15 protein-coding genes are annotated in these 17,521 nt (G+C 72.8%); 11 read left to right on the forward strand and 4 right to left on the reverse strand.

Annotation, left to right across the window (positions count from 1 at the left end):
- Position 1: 1 nt before the first annotated feature.
- Together LY12_RS19385 and LY12_RS19390 are read left to right on the forward strand one after the other, a co-directional pair.
- On the forward strand, positions 2 to 1,240 hold the full coding sequence (locus LY12_RS19385; protein ID WP_253858744.1) for a beta-ketoacyl-[acyl-carrier-protein] synthase family protein: 1,239 nt from the start codon (positions 2 to 4) through the stop codon (positions 1,238 to 1,240).
- On the forward strand, positions 1,237 to 2,397 hold the full coding sequence (locus LY12_RS19390) for a beta-ketoacyl synthase N-terminal-like domain-containing protein (protein ID WP_253858745.1): 1,161 nt from the start codon (positions 1,237 to 1,239) through the stop codon (positions 2,395 to 2,397). Before LY12_RS19385 ends, LY12_RS19390 begins: the two co-directional genes overlap by 4 nt.
- 42 nt (positions 2,398 to 2,439) lie before the next feature.
- Here LY12_RS19390 and LY12_RS19395 read toward each other — a convergent pair whose 3' ends face one another.
- A complete protein-coding gene (locus LY12_RS19395) occupies positions 2,440 to 3,318 on the reverse strand; it encodes a dienelactone hydrolase family protein (RefSeq protein WP_253858746.1) in 879 nt (292 codons plus the stop codon).
- A 254-nt stretch (positions 3,319 to 3,572) separates the two neighbouring features.
- Between LY12_RS19395 and glmS the strand changes: the two genes are divergently transcribed.
- The 5 genes from glmS to tsaE all read left to right on the forward strand — a co-directional run bounded on the left by glmS (position 3,573) and on the right by tsaE (position 9,702).
- Positions 3,573 to 5,438: a glutamine--fructose-6-phosphate transaminase (isomerizing) gene (glmS, locus tag LY12_RS19400; protein ID WP_253858747.1), complete on the forward strand. Its 1,866-nt coding sequence runs from the start codon at positions 3,573 to 3,575 to the stop codon at positions 5,436 to 5,438.
- Positions 5,439 to 5,444: 6 nt separating this feature from the next.
- Positions 5,445 to 6,917, forward strand: a complete 1,473-nt coding sequence (locus tag LY12_RS19405) for an NAD(P)H-hydrate dehydratase (RefSeq protein WP_253858748.1) — start codon at positions 5,445 to 5,447, stop codon at positions 6,915 to 6,917.
- A gap of 183 nt (positions 6,918 to 7,100) precedes the next feature.
- Entirely contained in the window at positions 7,101 to 8,231 is a 1,131-nt protein-coding gene (alr, locus tag LY12_RS19410) for an alanine racemase (RefSeq protein ID WP_253858749.1), read from the forward strand.
- Entirely contained in the window at positions 8,228 to 9,235 is a 1,008-nt protein-coding gene (locus LY12_RS19415; protein WP_308292146.1) for an alpha/beta fold hydrolase, read from the forward strand. Before alr ends, LY12_RS19415 begins: the two co-directional genes overlap by 4 nt.
- Positions 9,223 to 9,702, forward strand: coding sequence for a tRNA (adenosine(37)-N6)-threonylcarbamoyltransferase complex ATPase subunit type 1 TsaE (tsaE, locus tag LY12_RS19420; protein WP_253858921.1), 480 nt, complete (start codon positions 9,223 to 9,225; stop codon positions 9,700 to 9,702). The genes LY12_RS19415 and tsaE overlap by 13 nt, the downstream gene beginning before the upstream one ends.
- A 126-nt stretch (positions 9,703 to 9,828) precedes the next feature.
- On the opposite strand, the gene LY12_RS19425 is transcribed toward tsaE, so the two are convergent.
- From LY12_RS19425 to LY12_RS19435, 3 genes are all read right to left on the reverse strand, one after another.
- Positions 9,829 to 11,169, reverse strand: a complete 1,341-nt coding sequence (locus LY12_RS19425; protein ID WP_253858751.1) for a carboxyl transferase domain-containing protein — start codon at positions 11,167 to 11,169, stop codon at positions 9,829 to 9,831.
- Positions 11,162 to 12,592, reverse strand: a complete 1,431-nt coding sequence (locus tag LY12_RS19430; RefSeq protein ID WP_253858922.1) for an acyl-CoA synthetase — start codon at positions 12,590 to 12,592, stop codon at positions 11,162 to 11,164. The genes LY12_RS19425 and LY12_RS19430 overlap by 8 nt, the downstream gene beginning before the upstream one ends.
- Before the next feature lie 91 nt (positions 12,593 to 12,683).
- Entirely contained in the window at positions 12,684 to 14,054 is a 1,371-nt protein-coding gene (locus LY12_RS19435) for an SLC13 family permease (protein WP_253858752.1), read from the reverse strand.
- Positions 14,055 to 14,339: 285 nt separating this feature from the next.
- On the opposite strand from LY12_RS19435, the gene LY12_RS19440 reads away from it, so the two are divergent.
- The 4 genes from LY12_RS19440 to tsaD all read left to right on the forward strand — a co-directional run bounded on the left by LY12_RS19440 (position 14,340) and on the right by tsaD (position 17,427).
- Positions 14,340 to 15,077, forward strand: coding sequence for a FadR/GntR family transcriptional regulator (locus LY12_RS19440; RefSeq protein ID WP_253858753.1), 738 nt, complete (start codon positions 14,340 to 14,342; stop codon positions 15,075 to 15,077).
- 27 nt (positions 15,078 to 15,104) lie between these two features.
- Entirely contained in the window at positions 15,105 to 15,782 is a 678-nt protein-coding gene (gene tsaB, locus LY12_RS19445; protein WP_253858754.1) for a tRNA (adenosine(37)-N6)-threonylcarbamoyltransferase complex dimerization subunit type 1 TsaB, read from the forward strand.
- Positions 15,783 to 15,868: 86 nt separating this feature from the next.
- The gene (rimI, locus tag LY12_RS19450; protein WP_253858923.1) at positions 15,869 to 16,381 is read left to right on the forward strand and encodes a ribosomal protein S18-alanine N-acetyltransferase; all 513 of its coding nucleotides are present in this window, start codon (positions 15,869 to 15,871) and stop codon (positions 16,379 to 16,381) included.
- A complete protein-coding gene (tsaD, locus tag LY12_RS19455) occupies positions 16,381 to 17,427 on the forward strand; it encodes a tRNA (adenosine(37)-N6)-threonylcarbamoyltransferase complex transferase subunit TsaD (RefSeq protein WP_253858755.1) in 1,047 nt (348 codons plus the stop codon). The genes rimI and tsaD overlap by 1 nt, the downstream gene beginning before the upstream one ends.
- The last annotated feature ends 94 nt before the right edge of the window (positions 17,428 to 17,521 follow it).

Here is a 17,521-nt window from a genome sequence, read left to right on the forward strand (position 1 = left end):
CGTGACCGGTTCGGGTTCGCGGGCGCAGCGGCGACGCGTGGTCGTGACGGGTGTCGGCGTCGTGTCGTCCATCGGCACCGGTGCCGACGCCTACGCGCGCGGGCTGCGGGAAGGCCGCAGCGGGGCGCGCCCGATCGAAGCGTTCGACACCACCGGGTTCGCGCACGCCACCGGCTGTGAGGTCGTCGGGTTCGATCCGGAGCTGTGGCTGCGTCGGGTGCCCGTCGCGGAGGCGGGCAGGGCGACCCAGTTCGCGATCGCCTCGGCCAGGATGGCGCTCGACGACGCGGGGATCGGCGAGGACGGCCTGCGTGACCGGCGCGGGCTCGTGTCCGTCGGCACCACCGATGGCGGCTCCGACGACGGTGAACGCCTCGCCGCCTCGTTCGTCCACGACGGTCCCGCCGCGGCCGACCCTGCCGCCGCGCGCCGGGTACCCGCGAGCCGCCTCGCCACCGGCGTCGCCCGCGACCTGGGGCTCGCCGACGTCGAGGTGTCGACCATCGCCACCGCCTGCGCGGCGGGCAACTACGCCATCGGCGGCGGCGTCGACGCGATCCGCACCGGCGAGGCCGACTACGCCCTCTGCGGCGGCGCCGACGCCCTGTGCCGCATGACGTTCACCGGCTTCTACCGCCTCGGCGCGGTCGACCCCGATCGGTGCCGGCCGTTCGACGTCGACCGCCACGGCATCCACACCGGCGAAGGCGGCGCCGTGCTGCTGCTCGAACCCCTCGACGACGCGCTCGCCCGCGGCGCCCGGATCTACGCGGAAGTGCTCGGCTACGGCCTCAACTGCGACGCCCACCACCAGGTCGCCCCGCACGGGGAGAGCGTCGCCCGCTGCATGGCGCTGGCCCTCGACGACGCAGGCATCTCGCCCGGCGACGTCGACCTGATCTCCGCGCACGGCACCGGCACCAAGGCGAACGACGTCACCGAGTGCGGCGCGATCCACAGCGTGTTCGGCGCCGACGGCGACGTCCCGCCCACCGTGTCGGTGAAGTCGATGCTCGGTCACACGATGGGCGCGGCCAGTGCGCTCGGCGCGGTGGCGTGCGCTCTCGGTATCGACGGCGGCTTCATCCCGCCGACGATCAACCACACCGAGACCGACCCGGAGTGCGCCGTCGACTGCGTCCCCAACACCGCCGTGGACGCCGAGCTGGGCGTGGTGGCGAACAACGCGCTCGCGTTCGGCGGCAACAACGCGGTGCTCGTGCTGGGCAGGCCCGCATGACCGGGGCGGTGATCACGGCGTGGTCGGCGATCTCGGCGTGCGGAATCGGCGCCGCCGCCCATCGCGTGGCCTACGGCGACCCGGCCCGCAGGCTCCGGCCGACCGCGGTGGGCGAGCCGGTGCCCGCCGAAGCCCACGTGGCCGCGGACTTCGACGTCACCGAGGCCCTGGGCCCGAAGGGCACGTCGTCGATGGACCGCTGCAGCGGCCTGGCCGTCGCCGCCGCGGCCGACCTCCTCGCCCCCGGGGAACGCCCCCAAGGGCACTTTGGTTGCATTCAACGCAACCAAAGTGCCCCCGGGGGCATCGCACCACCGAGCGGGATCGGCGTGGTGCTGGGAACCACGTCGGGCAGCGCGCAGACCCAGTTCGACTTCACGCGCGAATCGCAGACCCGTTCCAAGCCGTACCGCGTCAACCCGGCGCTCATGCCGTTCGCACTGATGAACAGCGCCGCAGGCCAGACCGCCATCTGGCACGGCCTCACCGGGCCGAACACGACCATCGCGGGCGGGCGCATGTCCGGGTTGTCGACCCTCCGCTACGGCGCGCGGCTACTAGCCACCGGCCGCGCGGACGCTGTGCTGTGCGGCGCCGTCGAGGAGTACGGCCCCGCCCGCCAAAGGCTCGCCGACCAGCGGAAACCCGACGACGCCGACGGCCGGCCGCTGGGCGAAGGCGGTGCCGTCCTGCTGCTCGAACCCGCGGCGCACGCCCCGGCGGGCCACGTCGACCCGGACCGGACCGACGCGAATCGGACTGACACGGACCGGACCGACGCGAATCGGCCGGGCGGGCGCGTCCCGTTGGCCGAACTGCTGGGCATCGACACGCGGGTCGCCGTCGACGACGACCCGGCGGCGGCGCTCGAGGTCTGCATCCGCCGCACCCTCGACCGTGCCGGTGCCGCCGCGAGCGACGTGCGCACCGTCGCCGTGTCGGGCCCGCCCGGGCCGCTCGCCGGTGCCGAACGTGACGCCGTCGCGCGCACCCTCGCGCACGCCGACGTGCGCGATCCGGGCGAGATCATCGGCGACACCGGCGCCGCGACCGGCCCGTTCCAGGTCACGCTGTTGCTCGACCGTCCCGGACTCGCCCTGACGACCGCCGTCGACGAGGACGGCACGGTCGGCTGCGGCCTGCTGCGCGTGCCCTGACCTCGGCCGGCCCCACCGCCGGGAACGTGCTCGGCAGCCGAGTCAGCTCGCCTTCGCCAGCGCGCTCCTGCCGGAACCGCCGGGCGAGTCGGTGCTCCGGTCTTCGGTGCTGGGGTCTTCGGTGTTCCGGTCGCCGAGGTCGACGATCTTGGCGGCCTTCACGCTTTCGTCGAGCAAGGGGCGATACGTGTCGGTGCCGGTCAGGTGGGTCAGGAAGAACGCCGTCAGCAATGCGCGCACGGTGCGGTGTGCCGCCCGGTTGGGCTTGCTGTGCACGAGCAGCCTGCTCCAGTGCATGCCCTCGGTGATGGCCAGGTGTGACGTCTTCGGCATGGTCCGCAGTTGCACCGGCCCCGCCCAGGCGCGGGCGATGGCCTCGGCGTTGCCCTGGGCGGGTGCGACGAGGTCGTCCTCGGCGGCCAGGTGCAGCCCGGGGCAGTGCACCTGCTGGGCCGCGGCCGACGCCGACGGGATCGTCTGGGCGGGCGCGAACGTGCCGACCGCGCGGATCCCCGGTTCCTTCGCTGCCGTCAGCACCGCCGAGCCGCCGCCGGTGGAATGTCCGCCGACGCCGACCTTCTCCGGGTCGACGCTGATCGCGCCCGGTCCGAGCCGCACGTTGGTGATCATGTCCACGGTCGACAGCAGGTCGTCGCCCAGCAGGCGGTGCGACGGCAGCGGGCCACCCTGCGTCGCCGGTGCGGCCGCGACGATGCCCCAGCTCGCCAGGTGCCGCAGCAGCTCGCGGTACTGGCCGGTCGGCTGCAGCCACCCGTGACCGAACGCGACGGCCGGCAGTCCGAGACCCTCCTTCGGCGTGTAGACCACCCCCGGCAACCCGACCAGCGCCAGGTCGCCGCGCAGCACGTGGTGCGGTCCCGGGAAGGTGAGGTCCTCGAGCAGCTGCTTCGCCTTGGCCATGCCGGGCAGATTACTCGACAACCTGCGCCGACGAGACAGCCGACACAGGTCCGCGATCGGCGGGGCGGACGCCCCCAGGGGCACTGTGGTTGCTCCCTCCCGCCGGCCCGACCACCGCCCCTCAAGGGCACGCTGGCGCGTGGCTGCATTGAATGCAACCAAAGTGCCCTTGGGGGACCCACGCCGGGATGTCACCACGCCCGTTGGCCGCGGCCGGGAGGGCGTCGCTGCGTCGTGTCGATACGCTGGAGGGCGTGTGTGGAATCGTCGGATACGTCGGGCACCGGGACGCACTTGATGTGGTGCTCGGTGGGCTGCGACGCATGGAGTACCGCGGCTACGACTCGGCGGGGGTCGCCGTCCTGGACGGGGCGGGCGGCCTGACCGTCGAGCGGAAGGCGGGCAGGCTCGCGAACCTGGAGGCCGCGCTGGACGAGGCCGGCCGGTCGCGGTTCGCGGGCACGTCCGGGATGGGCCACACGCGCTGGGCCACGCACGGCCCGCCGGTGGACCGCAACTCTCACCCGCACCGGGACGCGGCCGAACGCGTCGCCGTGGTGCACAACGGAATCATCGAGAACTTCGCCCAGCTGCAGGTCGAACTCGAGGCCGACGGGGTGGAGCTCGAGAGTGACACCGACACCGAAACGGCGGCGCACCTCATCGCGCGCGCCTACGACAAGGACCCGGAGACAGCCGGCGACCTGCCCGCCAGCGTGCGCGCGGTGTGCCGCAGGCTCGAAGGTGCGTTCACGCTGGTCGTGACGCACGCCGACCATCCGGGGCAGATCGTCGCGGCGCGCCGGTCGTCGCCGCTCGTGGTGGGCGTCGGCGAGGGCGAGACGTTCGTGGCCTCCGACGTCGCGGCGTTCATCGAGCACACCCGGGAGGCCGTCGAACTCGGCCAGGACCAGCTGGTGACGATCACCCGCGAGGGCTACGAGGTCAGTGATTTCCACGGCGAGCTCGCCCAGGGCAAGCCGTTCACGGTCGACTGGGACCTGTCGGCCGCCGAGAAGGGCGGTCACGAGTACTTCATGCTCAAGGAGATCGAGGAGCAGCCCGAGGCGCTCGCCAACTCGCTGCGCGGGCACTTCTCCGGCGGCCGGGTCGTGCTCGACGAGCAGCGCATCTCCGACCAGGACCTGCGCGACATCGACAAGGTGTTCGTCATCGCCTGCGGGTCGGCGTACCACTCGGGGCTGGTCGCCAAGTACGCGATCGAGCACTGGTGCCGGTTGCCGGTCGAGGTGGAGCTGGCCAGCGAGTTCCGCTACCGCGACCCGGTGCTGGACCGCGACACGCTCGTCGTGGCCGTCTCCCAGTCCGGCGAGACGATGGACACCCTCGAGGCCGTCCGTCACGCGCGGGAGCAGAAGGCCAGGGTGCTGGCGGTCTGCAACACCAACGGCGCGCAGATTCCCCGCGAATCGGACGCCGTGCTGTACACGCACGCGGGCCCGGAGATCGGCGTCGCCTCGACGAAGGCGTTCCTCGCGCAGATCGCCGCCAACTACCTCGTCGGTCTCGCGCTCGCGCAGGCCCGCGGCACGAAGTACCCCGACGAGGTGGGCCGCGAGTTCGCCGAACTGGAGGCCATGCCGAAGGCGGTCGAGCAGGTGCTGACGACCGTCGACCAGGTGCGTGAACTCGGTGCGCGGCTCGCCGACTCGAAGGCCGTGTTGTTCCTGGGCAGGCACGTCGGCTACCCGGTGGCGCTCGAAGGTGCGCTCAAGCTCAAGGAACTCGCGTACATGCACGCCGAGGGCTTCGCCGCGGGGGAGCTCAAGCACGGCCCGATCGCACTGATCGAGAAGGACCTTCCGGTCGTCGTGGTGATGCCGTCGCCGCGGGGCCGCGCGGTGCTGCACGCCAAGCTGGTGTCCAACATCAGCGAGATCCAGGCGCGCGGTGCCCGGACCATCGTCATCGCCGAGGAGGGCGACGAGACGGTGCGCCCGTTCGCCGACGAGCTCATCGAGGTGCCCGCCGTGTCGACACTGCTGCAGCCGCTGGTGTCGACCGTGCCGTTGCAGGTGCTGGCCGCCGAGATCGCGCGGACCAGGGGCTTCGACGTCGACAAGCCGCGCAACCTCGCCAAGTCCGTGACGGTGGAGTAGGCCGCGATGCGCGGCGTGTGGACGACCGCCGGGGTGCGGGAGGCCGAGGACGAGGTGCTCGCCCGCACGCCCGACGGTGCGCTCATGCAACGTGCCGCGCACGCCGTCGCGAGGCGGGCGGCCGCGATGCTCACCGAGCACACCGGTGGCGTTTCCGGGCGCCGGGTGCTGCTCGTCGTCGGGGCCGGCAACAACGGCGGTGATGCGCTGTGGGCCGGCGCGTTCCTGCGCAACCGGGGCGTGGGCGTCGGTGCGGTGCTGCTGGCTCCGGAGAAGGCGCACGCCGCGGGACTGGCCGCGTTCCGCCGTTCCGGTGGCCGTGTGGTGTCCGAATCGGATGTTCCACAGTGGACCGAACGGGCCGAACTGGTGGTCGACGGCGTTGTCGGCATCTCCGCCCGTGGCCCGTTGCGGCCCGCCGCCGCGGACGTTTTCGACCGCGTCACCGCACCCGTGCTCGCCGTCGACCTGCCCAGCGGCGTCGACCCCGACACGGGCGCCGTCGACGGCCCCGCCGTGCACGCCACCGCCACGGTCACGTTCGGCGCCCGCAAACCGGTGCACCTGCTCAATCCCGGGCGGTGCGGCGACGTCACGCTCGTCGACCTCGGACTGCCCCTGGGTGCCGAGCACGGCCGGTCGCCGGAACTGCGGCAACTCGACGTCGCCGACGTCGCCGCTGCCTGGCCCGTGCCCGGCCCCGAGGACGACAAGTACACCCAGGGCGTGGCCGGTATCGCCGCGGGTTCGGCGACCTATCCCGGCGCGGCGGTCCTCGCCGCCGGTGCCGCCGTCCGTGCGACGTCCGGGATGGTGCGCTACGCCGGACCGGCTGCCGACGAGGTGCGCTCCTGGTGGCCCGAGGTCGTCGCGACCGGATCGGTGGCCGACGCCGGCCGGGTACAGGCGTGGGCGGCGGGCCCGGGTCTCGGCACCGGCCGCGACGGCTGCGACGTTCTCGCCCACGTCCTCGGGCAGGGCGTGCCCGTGTGCGCCGATGCCGACGCGATCACCCTCGTCGCCACCCGCCCCGAGGTCCTCGACGCCCGTGACCCGGACACGCCGCTGGTGCTCACCCCGCACGACGGCGAGTTCGCCCGGCTGACCGGCGACCGCCCCGGCGCCGACCGCGTCGCCGCAGCCCGCGCCGCGGCTCGCCGGTTCGACGCCGTCGTGCTGCTCAAAGGCCACCACACGCTCGTCGCCGCACCCGACGGCCGGGTGCTCGTCAACCGGCCGCGCGGCGCCTGGCTCGCGACCGCGGGCTCCGGCGACGTGCTCTCCGGCATCCTCGGAGGGCTGCTCGCCGCCGGGCTCGACCCGTGGCTGGCCGCGGGCGCAGCCGCCGATGTCCACGCCCGCGCGGGGGAGATCGCCGCGGCGGGCGTGCCGACCTCCGCTTCGCAGGTGCTCATGGCCGTGCCGGAGGCGATCCGGCAGGTGCGCGCGCTGTGCGACGATGGCTCAAGCGGCGCGTGACCGCGGCGACATCCCCGGTCCGCAGCCACCCGTCCCCATCCTCGAACGACAGCCCCGAACAACAGCCCCGAACGAGTGGCCCGACAGCAGTGATCCGACAGCAGTGACCCTGACCAGCAGCACACCCACGACGGCGGCCCGCCGGCACTCGGCGGCGGCCCACGACAGCAGCGCAGGAAACTCATGACCGCACACCCCCGGCCGGCGCGGGCGCTGGCGACCGTGGACCTCGGCGCGATCCGCCGCAACGTCGCGCTGCTCTCCGCGCGCGCGGCCGAGTCGGGCGCCGGGACGATGGCGATCGTCAAGGCCGACGGCTACGGCCACGGCGCCGAGCAGGCGGCCCGCGCGGCCCTGCGCGGCGGTGCGACCTGGCTGGGGGCGTGCTCGACGGCCGAGGCGCTGGCGCTGCGCGAGGCGGGGATCGACGTGCCGCTGCTGAGTTGGCTCGACGCCGTGGACACCGATTTCGCGCCGGCGCTGGAGGCGGGGATAGACGTGTCGGTGTCGTCTGCGGCCGAGCTCGCGCGTGTGTCCGCCGCCGCGGCGCGCACGGGCAGGCGGGCGCGCGTGCACCTGAAGATCGACACCGGGCTGTCGCGCAACGGCTGCCCCGCGGAACTGTGGCCCGCGCTGGTGAAATCCGCCGCCGCCGAACCGGACGTCGACGTGGTCGCCGTGTGGTCGCACCTCGCCGCGGCCGACGAACCGGGCCACCCGTCGATCGACCGGCAGGCCGCGCGGTTCGCCGACGCGTACGCCCTCGCGCGGGAGGCGGGCCTGAACCCGATGCGGCACCTGGCGAACTCGGCGGCCACGCTCACCCGACCCGACCTGCACTTCGACCTCGTCCGCCCCGGTATCGCGATCTACGGCCTCAACCCCGTGCCGCAGCCGGAACAGCTCACCCCGGCGATGACGTTCTCCTCGCACGTCGTGCTGACCAAACGCATCGCGGCGGGCGAGTCGGTGTCGTACGGCCTCACCTGGACCGCCGACCGGGACACGACCCTCGCGCTGGTGCCCGTCGGCTACGCCGACGGCGTGCCGCGCACCCTGTCGGGCCGGATGGACGTGTGGCTCGGCGGCCGCAGGCGTCCCGTCGTCGGCCGCGTGTGCATGGACCAGATCGTGGTCGACTGCGGTGACGACGAACCGCAGGTCGGCGCCGAGGTCGTGCTGTTCGGCACCGGTGCAGAGGGCGGTCCGACCGCGCGCGAATGGGCCGACGAGATCGGGACCATCGACTACGAGATCGTCACCGGCATGTACCGGCCGCGGGTGCATCGCGTGTACACGGGAGCGGACTCGTGACCGCGGAGGCCGGTCGGCAGGATTCCGGGGGTGTGCTGGGCGCGCCGGGCGACGGCAGGGTCTCGACCGTCGCCGCGGAGGACGGCACGCCGTTGATCGTCGAGGAGGTGGCGCCCTCCGGCGGCGACGCGGCGCTGGCCGTCGTGGGCGTGCACGGGTTCGCGCTCTCGCGGCGCAGCTGGCATTTCCAGCGGCAGGCGCTCACCGCACTCGACCGGCCGGGTGTCCGCCAGATCTACTACGACCACCGCGGACACGGCGAATCCGGCCTCGCCGACCCCGAAACCAGCACGATCGAACAGCTTGCCGCCGACCTGCACGTCGTGATCCGCACCGTCGCGCCGCGCGAGCCGCTCGTCCTGATGGGGCATTCGATGGGCGGCATGGTCCTGATGGAGCTCGCCCAACAGGCTCCCGAACTGTTCGCCTCCCAGGTCCGCGGTGTCGCGCTGCTGGCCACCGCCGCCGGGGAGGTCGGCAGTCACGGACTGCCGAGATCGTTGCTGTCACGGAAGAATCCGCTCACGCGCAGTGTGGGCGAGCTCGCCGGCTGGCAGCCGGGAATCGTCGAGTTCGTGCGCGCCGCCGGTGGTCAGCTGACGCGCACCGCGGTGCGGCACCTCGCGTTCGGCAAACACGACGTGCCCTCCGAGGTCGTGTCGTTCATGCAGGAGATGCTGGCGGTGTCGTCGGTGAAACAGCTCGCCGGGTTCGCCGACACGTTCGGTACCCACGATCGGTACGCCGCGCTGGCCGGGCTGAGACACGTGCACACGCTGGTCGTCGGCGGGGACGCCGATCGCATCACTCCGCAGGCCCACACCGAGCGCATCGCCGCCGAGCTGCCGGACGCCTCGCTGCTGCGGCTGCCCGGTGCCGGCCACATGCTGCAGCTGGAGCAGCCGGACGAGGTCAACAGCCACGTGATCGAACTGGTGCAGGGGTGCGCCGGTGTCACGGGCCAGGGGAAGGCGAAACGGAAGTCGAGGTGGTGGCGCCGGTGACCATCGAACTGACCACGGCCGACGATGCGATCCGATTCGGACGGTCGTTGGGGCGGCAACTGCGTGCGGGGGACCTCGTGCTGCTGGCCGGTCCGCTCGGTGCGGGCAAGACGACGATGACCCGCGGAATCGCCGACGGCATGGGCGTTTCCGGGCGCGTCAGTTCGCCGACGTTCGTGCTCGCGCGCGTGCATTCCGCGCCCGACGACGGCTCTTCCCGGAACGGGGTCGCGCTCGTGCACGTCGACGCCTACCGGCTCGGCGGCGATCTGTCCGAACTGGACGATCTCGACCTCGACGCGGAGCTCGAATCGTCGGCGGTGGTCGTGGAATGGGGTGAGGGGCTGGCCGAACCGCTGTCGGAGGACCGTCTCGTCGTGCGCATCGAACGCCACCCCGACGACACCCGCACCGCCACCCTCGAACCCCACGGAACGTGGAAGACCCGCGCTGACGCCCTCCCCTGAACCGCCGTGTTGCGGATTCCGGGGCCCGTGTTGCAGTTTCCGGGGCCTGTGTTGCGGATTCCGGAGGCCGCGTTGTCGACTCGGCGAGCCGGGTCGGCACCGTCGCCGTTGGCAGGAGTGACCCGCTCAGTCGACGATGCCGCGGGCGATGCCGAGGTCGACGAGGTCCTGCGGGCGCAGGCGCAGCCGGTCGGCGGTCGCGGGGACGTCGCCGGTGCCGAGTTTGAGGATCCGTGCGGCGGCTTCCGGGGACGTGACCGAGAAGTAGGCGTCGGGGGTGATCCACATGCGGTCGGCGGACGCGAACGCCAGCGCCCCGCCGGAACCGCCCTCGCCGATGACCAACGTCGTCACCGGCACCGTCGCCGACGCCACGGCCGTGAACAGCTCGGCGATTGCCGGTCCCGCACCGGCGCGTTCGGCATCGGCGTCGTTGGCCGCGCCCGGCGTGTCGACGAGTGTCAGCATCGGGACGCGAAGCCGGTCGGCGAGCCGCACCAGCCGTGCCGCGGTGCGGAATCCGGCGGGCGTGGTCGCCGTGCCGCACTGGGCCGCGTACGCGACGGCTTCACCGTTGCGGTACCCGAAACCGCAGCGCACGCCGTCGTCGACGCCACCGCAACGGTCGCCGCGGAGCTCTTCCCGCCAGTCGAAATAGTCCTCCACATAGGACTCCGCGGGTGGTCGGCCAGCCGCTCGTGCCCTGCGCACCGCGTCCCAGCCCGTTGCGGGCGGCTCCGCCGGAGCTCCGTGCGACCCCAGCGCGCGCGGCGGGGGCTGCGGCTCGGCGGCAGGCCGCGTCAGCAGCCGCAGCCATCGTCCGAGTCGCTGCGGCAGTTGACCCGGCTCGACGATCGCGTCGACGTGGCCCGAGGCGTACTGTCCCGCCGCGGTGTAGGCGTCCGGATCACCCGGCGGTCGCACGCGGGACCCCGCGAAGCCGACCTGCGCGCCGCCGACGGCCAGCGTGACGTCGGCACCGGCGCCGATGGTCGCCCATCCGCCGCCGGTCGTGGGATTCCGCAGCACGGCGAGCTGCGGCAGGCCCTCGCGGCGCGTCAGCGCCGCCTGCCGAGCGATGCGCTGCAACTGGGTCAGCGCGCGCATGCCCTCCTGCATCCGGCTGCCACCGGTGGCGATCAGCGACACCACCGGCAGCCGCGCCCCGCGGGCACGGGCGAACGCCGCCTCGATCAGATCGCCCGTCCGCCTGCCGATCGAACCGCCGAGGAAGCCGAAGTCGAACGCGATCAGCACTGCCTCGGTCCCGTCGACCTCGCCGGTGCCCACCACCACCGACTCGTGCTCACCGGTCCGCTGCCGGGCACGGCCGCGTGCCGCGTCGTAGCCGGGCCAGCCGATCGGCCCGTCCACGTCGGATTCCGGCGAGGTGTCGGCGGGCAGCTCGGTGAACCCCGAGGCGACCAGGTCGATCACCTCCCGGCCCGAGGTCGGCAGGTCAGCCATGGAGCGACCGCTTCATCAGCTTGCCCATGTCGTTACGCGGAAGCCGGTCCAGGAACCGCACGACCCGCGGCCGCTTGTGCGGCGTCAGCAGCCGGGCCACGTGGTCGGCGAGGTCCGCCTCGGCCGGTGCGGCGCCCGCGGGCACGACCCACGCCACGATCCGCTCACCGAGGTCGTCGTCCGGCTCGCCGGTCACGGCCGCCTCGGCGACACCGGGATGTTCGATGAGCGCGTTCTCGATCTCACCCGCGCCGATCTTGTAGCCGCCCGACTTGATGATGTCGGTTCCCTTGCGGCCCACGATCTTCACGTAGCCGTCGGCGTCACGGGTGGCCATGTCCCCGGTGCGGAACCACGAGTCGTGGAAGGCCTCCGCCGTGGCGTCCGGCCGGTTGAGGTACTCGGTGAACAGGTTCGGCCCGCGCACCTCGATCTCGCCGACGGTCTCGCCGTCCCACGACCGGATGGGCGTACCGGACTCGTCGACCAGCCGGAGCTCCACTCCCTGCAGCGGCACCCCGACCGTGCCCGGTTTGCGCTCGCCGTCGGCGCGCACGCTGGTGTTCATCAGCGTCTCGGACATGCCGTACCGCTCGACGACTCGCCGGCCCGTCGCGGCATGGATGCGCTGCTGGTCGTGCACCGGCAGCGCTGCCGACCCGGACACGAGCAGCCGGGCGCCGCGCAGGGCCCCTGCCAGCGCCGGATCGGCGTCGAGTTCGTCGGCGATCCGGTGGTACATCGTGGGAACGCCGAACATCATCGTGGCGCCGCTGGTCAGCGCGCCGGCCAACGCACCGGTGGAGAACGTGCCGAGGTGCCACACCGTGCCGCCGCGGCGCAGCGGGCCGAGCACGCCGAGGATCAGCCCGTGCACGTGGAACAGCGGCAGCCCGTGCACCACGGTGTCGTCGGACGTCCACTGCCACGCGTCGCCCAGTGCATCCACAGTGGACGCTATGGCGCGGCGCGGGAGGACGACGCCCTTCGGGGCGCCGGTCGTGCCGGAGGTGTAGACGATGAGCGCGGGCGCCTCGGTGTCCGGCTCGGCGGGCAGGTCGGCTGCGGTGGCACGGACGTCGATGTCCATGCGCGGCACGTCGGCCAGCCCCTGCGGGAGGTCGTCGCCGGCCGCGGCGAGCACCAGGCCGGGTTCGCTGTCGGACACGATGTGCGCCAGTTCGCGCTCGCCGATCTTCGGGTTCAGCGGCACGGCGGGCACGCCCGCCAGCAGCGCGCCGACCACCGCGACGGCGGTCTCGAGGCGCGGCGTCGCCCACACCGCGACCCGGCCCGTTCCGGCCAGCCTGGCCGCAAGTGCGCCGGCGGACCCGGCCAGCTGGTCGTAGGTCAGGGTCCGCTCGCCGAATCGCGCCGCGGTCTTCGCGGGCGGCGCTGACAGGGACGGGAACAACGGCGGCACGCTCACACGGTCTCCTCGATCGGGTCTTTCACTCGAATCCTGTCCCGGCGTCGCCGAGGTTCGACGACGCCGGGTGGGCGGTCGGGGCCGGTCATCCGAACCCCGGCACGACGAGTATCAGCCACGCGACGGCCGGCGCCACGGCCACGACGAGCCCGCCGTAGATCATCAACTGCCGGAAGAACCTGTCCCGGTCCACGTCGTCGTCGGCGTTGGCGAGCACGAGCGCACCGTTGGTGGAGAACGGGCTGACGTCCACGACGGTCGACGCGACGGCCAGCGCGCACACCATCCCGATCGGCCCGATCGTGCCCTCGGCCAGGAACGGCACGGCGAGCGGGATCAACGCGCCCATGATGCCGACGGACGAGGCGAACGCGGACACGATCGCGCCGATGTAGCAGAGCAGCAGGGCGGCGAGCAGCGGAATGCCCACGTCCGACACGGCCTCGCCCGCGTAGTCGATCGTGCCCATCTCCTGCAGTACGCCGACGTAGGTCAGCATGCCGCAGATCAGCAGCACCGTGGGCCACGTGATGTGGTTGATCGCCTGCCTGCTGGTGTCCGGCCACACGATCGAGAGCAGCACCGCGAGCGTGATCGCCGACAGGCCGACGTCGAGGTCGAACACCAGGGCCCCGGTCACCAGGGCCGTCAGACCGGCCAGCGTCGCGATCCGGGCCGGGGTGAGGCGCAGCGATGCGGACCCGCCGGCGCCGGAGTCGTCGGAAGTGGAGCCGGAGCGGTCGGAGCCGGAGCCGCCGCCGGAGCCGGTATCGGAGCTGCCACCGGTCGCGGATCCGCCGCCGGGGGCCGCGGCGGTCGCCATCGCGGGCCGGTCGATGCGACCGGCGGTGCGGGCGAGTCTGAGGCCGCCGCAGACCACGAACACGAGGACCGCGATCGCGAGGTTCATCGCGATGCTGGAGAGGAACAGCACGAGCTCGGTGCCGGGCAGGCCTTCCCGCGCGACGATCCCGTTGACGATCGTGCCGTAGATGCTGATGGGGGAGAAGCCACCTGCCTGGGCGCCGTGGACGACCATCGCGCCCATCAGCAGGGGGCTGATCCGGTACTGCGAGGCGAAGTTGAGTGCGATCGGGGCGACGATCGCGACCGCGGCAGGGCTCACCGCACCGATCGCGGTGAGCAGCCCGCTGATCGCGAACATCACCCACGGGATCAGCACGAGCCTGCCGCCGACCAGCCGGATCGAGGCGTGCACCAACCAGTCCGTGGTGCCGTTGGCCCGCGCGATGGAGAACAGGTAGGTCACCCCGACGAGCACGACGAACAGGTCGCCGGGGAATCCGGCGAAGATCTCGTCGGCGTCCATGCCCGCGGCGAGTGTGCCCACCCCGAAGGCGGCGGCGAACGCCAGCGCACCCATGTTGATGGACCGCGTCGTGGCGATCACGAACACCACGACCAGTACGAGTATCGAGACGAGTTCGGCGGACATGCGGATCTCCCGTCGTTGGGCTCGCTGTCGTCGGCCGTCCACCGGATGCGTCGGGCCGTCGCCGTGGGCCCTTGCATCCGCAGCTGCGTCGCCCCTGCTGCGGACCAGAGGACCAGTGGCTGGACCACTTTGCGGGGCTGTGGACGACGGTGTCAAGGAAAAAGTGGGTGAGTGGGTAGACCACTTCTCGGACTGTGCGGCCTGCGCTCGTCGGACCGCCCTGCGGCCGGTTGCTGCTAGCCTGGCGACGAGCATCGCAGGTCAGCGCTATCGAAAGGCCCCAACGTGTCCGACGCCCTGCGGCCGATGGCCCGGCCGCGGCTGTACGAGCAGGTGATCGACAGGCTGCGGGAGTACGTCGCGGCGCAGCGGCTCGGCGCCGGTGACAAACTGCCCGCCGAACGCGAACTCGCGCAGCGGCTCGGGGTGAGCAGGACGTCGGTGAAGCAGGCGATCGTCGTGCTGCAGGTGCAGGGACTCGTCGAGGCGCGGCACGGCGGGGGCACGTACCTCGTGGGCGACACTCTCGACGCCGAACCCGTCGATCAGCTGGTCGAGCGCAGGAACCGACTGCCCGACGTGCTCGACGCGCGCGAGGCCGTCGAGACGAAACTGGCCGAACTGGCCGCGCAGCGCAGGACGAAGGCCGACCTCGACGCGATCTCCGCAGCCGTCGATCACATGCGCGCGGAGATCACGGAGGGCGCCTACGGCGTCGACGGTGACCGCAGGTTCCACGCGGCCGTCACCGAGGCGGCACACAGCCCCATCCTCGCCGAGTTCATGAGCTCGATGGCCGAGCAGATCACCGAGAGCCGCACCGAATCGCTGCGCCAGCCGGGCAGGCCGTCGCGCTCGCTGGCTCAGCACGTCGCCGTCTTCGACGCCATCAGCCTCGGTGACGGAAGGCGCGCGGCGTCGGCAATGCGCAGGCACCTGCGCACCGTCGCGAAGGTGCGGTTGCTGTCCTGGAACCCGGACGACGAGGACGACGCAGCCGCAGGCGGAGACGCGCGCGAGTGACCGGCCGCGACGTCGTACGCTCGAAGGGTGCTGATTCTCGCCCTTGACACCGCCACGCCCGCGGTCACTGCCGGGATCGTCCGGCTGTCCGGCCCTGCGGGTACCGACAGTGCCGGCGTCGACACGGCCGGTACGGACACGGCGGCCGCGGCCGACGCCGCCGAGCCCGTCGTCGAGCAGGTGGCCGCGCGCGTGACCGTCGATCCGCGGGCACACGGCGAGCTGCTCACCCCGCACGTGCTCGAAGCCGTCGCCGAGGCAGGGATCACGCTGGCCGACCTCGGCGCCGTCGTCGTCGGTGTCGGCCCCGGGCCGTACACCGGGCTGCGCGCGGGCCTGGTCACCGGCGCGGCGTTGGCGCACAGCCTCGGCGTTCCGGCGTACCCGGTGTGCACCCTGGACGCGATCGCCGCCGATTCCGGCGGGGTCGCGCTGGTCGTCACCGACGCCCGCCGCCGTGAGGTGTACTGGGCCACCTACGACGCCGCAGGGGCGCGCACCGACGGTCCGCACGTCGGGCCGCGCGCCGAGGTGCCCGAACCGGCGGGCCGTCTCGCCGACCACGAACAGCCGAGCCCGGTGGGCATCGTGCGTGCGGTCGCGTCGAACGTCCTCGCGGGCCGCGAACCCGGCCCGTTGACGCCGCTGTACCTGCGAAGGCCCCACGCCGCCGAGCCGGCTGCGCGGAAGCGGGTGACGGCGTGATCCCCGGCCACCGTCCCGCCACGAACCACGACGGCAGCGCGCCCGGCGGCGGCGCTTCCAGCGGTGCTGTTTCCGGCGGTGCCGGGATGCAGGGCGACGTGGCCGCGAGGCTGGAGCCGATGCGCAGGCGGCACGTCCGCGCGTGCGCGGAAATCGAGCAGGTGCTGTTCGCCGGGGACAGCCCGTGGCCGGCAGCCGCGTTCCACAGTGAACTCGACCTCGGCGGGCACTACCTCGTCGCTGTCGACGGGTCCGTCGCGGGCGGCGACGAGCACGTGCTCGGCTACGCGGGCCTCGCCGTCATGGGCAAGCGCGGCGACTACGAGACGAGCGTGCACACCATCGGGGTGCGGCCCGAACACCAGGGAACCGGCCTCGGCAAGGCGCTGTTGCGCGCGGTGCTGGCGAAGGCCGACGAACTGGCCGCCCCGGTGCTGCTCGAGGTGCGCACCGACAACGACAGTGCGATCGGACTGTACGAGAAACACGGATTCCGGCGACTCGGCCTGCGCAAGGGGTACTACCAGCCCTCGGGTGCCGACGCCTACACGATGCGCCGGGAAGCGATCACCGGTGAGCGACAGGAGGACGGCCGCTGATGGCGAAGATCATCATGGGCATCGAGAGCTCGTGCGACGAGACCGGTGTCGGACTGGTCGCGGCCCACGACGACGGCACCGTGGAGCTGCTGGCCGACGAGGTCGCCTCCAGCGTGGAGCAGCACGCACGGTTCGGTGGCGTCGTACCGGAGATCGCCAGCCGTGCCCACCTCGAGGCGATGGTGCCGACGACCCGCCGCGCGTTCGACACCGCGGGCCTCTCGATGTCCGATGTGGACGCCGTCGCGGTGACGGCAGGGCCGGGGCTGGCGGGCGCGCTGCTCGTGGGCGTGTCCGCGGCGAAGGCCTATGCCGCTGCGCTCGACGTGCCGCTGTACGGCGTCAACCACCTCGCGGGCCACATCGCCGTCGACACACTGCAGCACGGGCCGTTGCCGACACCGTGCCTCGCGCTGCTCGTCTCCGGCGGGCACACGCAGCTGCTGCGGGTCGACGACATCGCGGGCGCGATCACCGAACTCGGCTCCACTGTGGATGATGCGGCGGGGGAGGCCTACGACAAGGTCGCGCGGCTGCTCGACCTGCCGTACCCGGGCGGCCCGCCGATCGACAAGGCCGCGCGTGACGGCGATCCCGAGGCGATCGCGTTCCCCCGCGGTATGACCGGCCCGCGGGACGCGCCGTTCGACTTCTCGTTCTCCGGTGTGAAGACCGCCGTCGCCCGGTGGGTCGAAAGCGCACAGGCGCGCGGTGAGCAGGTGCCGGTCGCCGACGTCGCCGCGTCGTTCCAGGAGGCCGTGGCCGACGTGCTCACCGCCAAGGCGGTGCGGGCGGCGACCGAGGCCGGAATCGGCACGCTCGTCGTCTCCGGCGGAGTGGCGGCGAACTCGCGACTGTCGGCGTTGGCGCGGGAACGCTGTGCCGACGCCGGGATCGAACTGCGCATCCCGCGGCCCCGGCTGTGCACCGACAACGGCGCGATGATCGCCGCCCTCGGCGCCCACGTCGCCGCCGCGGGTCACAAGCCGAGCGCGCTCGACCTGTCCGCCAACCCCGGCCTGCCCGTCGACACGGTCCTCGTCTGAGGGGCGCGAGAGTCGGTACGTCTAGTGCTCCCGATAGGAAGGCCGTTTACTGATTTCGGGCACGGCGGAGTTGACACGGCGACAGTGAGCAGTA

Source organism: Prauserella alba (genome assembly GCF_024171735.1).
GTDB classification, from domain to species: domain Bacteria; phylum Actinomycetota; class Actinomycetes; order Mycobacteriales; family Pseudonocardiaceae; genus Prauserella; species Prauserella alba.

What these genes read in the sequence shown, in the direction of transcription:
- LY12_RS19390 (WP_253858745.1), top strand. Translation starts at nt 1,237, where the DNA reads ATGACCGGGGCGGTGATCACGGCGTGGTCGGCGATCTCGGCGTGCGGA.
- LY12_RS19395 (WP_253858746.1), bottom strand. Translation starts at nt 3,318, where the DNA reads ATGGCCAAGGCGAAGCAGCTGCTCGAGGACCTCACCTTCCCGGGACCG.
- LY12_RS19435 (WP_253858752.1), bottom strand. Translation starts at nt 14,054, where the DNA reads ATGTCCGCCGAACTCGTCTCGATACTCGTACTGGTCGTGGTGTTCGTG.
- tsaD (WP_253858755.1), top strand. Translation starts at nt 16,381, where the DNA reads ATGGCGAAGATCATCATGGGCATCGAGAGCTCGTGCGACGAGACCGGT.
- rimI (WP_253858923.1), top strand. Translation starts at nt 15,869, where the DNA reads ATGCAGGGCGACGTGGCCGCGAGGCTGGAGCCGATGCGCAGGCGGCAC.
- alr (WP_253858749.1), top strand. Translation starts at nt 7,101, where the DNA reads ATGACCGCACACCCCCGGCCGGCGCGGGCGCTGGCGACCGTGGACCTC.
- LY12_RS19425 (WP_253858751.1), bottom strand. Translation starts at nt 11,169, where the DNA reads ATGGCTGACCTGCCGACCTCGGGCCGGGAGGTGATCGACCTGGTCGCC.
- LY12_RS19405 (WP_253858748.1), top strand. Translation starts at nt 5,445, where the DNA reads ATGCGCGGCGTGTGGACGACCGCCGGGGTGCGGGAGGCCGAGGACGAG.